General features: G+C 63.3%; 1 protein-coding gene. It reads right to left on the minus strand.

Features of this window, described 5'->3' with window-relative positions:
* The coding region (locus PseAD21_RS29320; protein WP_178082185.1) for an immunoglobulin-like domain-containing protein at positions 1-1,113 on the minus strand (1,113 nt) is incomplete at both ends.

A 1,113-nucleotide genomic window follows, 5' to 3' on the forward strand; every position in this document is an offset into this window, starting at 1 on the left:
GTTCTCGAAGTTGCCACCGGTGGCAGTCGAAATGGTCGCTTCGACTTTACCCGCGTCTTTGTACACGTCGTCAGCCGGAGCTGGAACGGTCACGGTGCCCGAGGTTTTACCGGCTTCGATGGTGATCACCGCGCCGTTGGACAGAGTCACGGTCACCGGAGTCCCGGCCGGGTTGGTCAGGGTCGCGGTGTAGACGATCGAGCCACCTTCTGCAACGGAGTCGCTGGCGGTCAGGTTCAGGTTGGTAGTGTCGACAGTGTCCGACACCGAGGTGTTCGCCGGTGTCTTGTCGGCCACCAGGTTTTCATAATTGCCGCCGGCAACCTTGTCGATGGCGACGCTCAGCGAGCTGCCGCCCGCCAATGGGCTGTTCGGCGCAACGAAATTCACGCTGCCGGTGGTCTCACCGACGGCGATGGTGATGGTCTGTCCGTTGGACAGGGTGACCACAACAGGCGAGCCGGTTACTGGCGCGGTCACGCTTGCGGTGTAAACCACGGTTTCGCCTTCGGCGACGTTGGCGGTGGCGGTCAGCGACACGGTGGAGGTGTCGATGGTGTCGTTGACGGTGGTCACGGCCGGGGTGTTGCTGGTCACCAGGTTTTCGAAGTCGCCACCGGTCGCGCCCTTGATGGTTGCTTCAACGGTGCCGGCGTCCTTGTAGACGTCATCCTTCGGCGCATCGACGGTCACGGTGCCGGAAGTTTTGCCGGCTTCGATGGTGATCACCGAGCCATTGCTCAGGGTCACGGTCACCGGGGTGCCGGCGGCGTTGGTCAGGGTGGCGGTGTAGGTGATCTGGCCGCCTTCGTTCACCGCCGGAGTGGCGGTCAGCGACAGGTTGGTGGTGTCGACGGTGTCGGTCACGGTGGTGCTGACCGGCGTTTTGTCGGCCACGAGGTTTTCGTAGTTGCCGCCGCTGACATTGGTGATCGAGTTGTTCAGCGGCTCATGACCGTTCAGCGCATCGTTCGGTGCGGTGGTGGTCACGGTGCCGGTGGTTTTGCCGACTTCGATGGTGATGGTCTGGCCGTTCGCCAGGGTCACGGTCACCGGCGAACCGGTCACAGGCGCGCCAACGGTGGCGGTGTAAGTGACGGTGCCACCTTCAGC

Source organism: Pseudomonas sp. AD21 (genome assembly GCF_002878485.1).
Taxonomy (GTDB): Bacteria; Pseudomonadota; Gammaproteobacteria; order Pseudomonadales; family Pseudomonadaceae; genus Aquipseudomonas.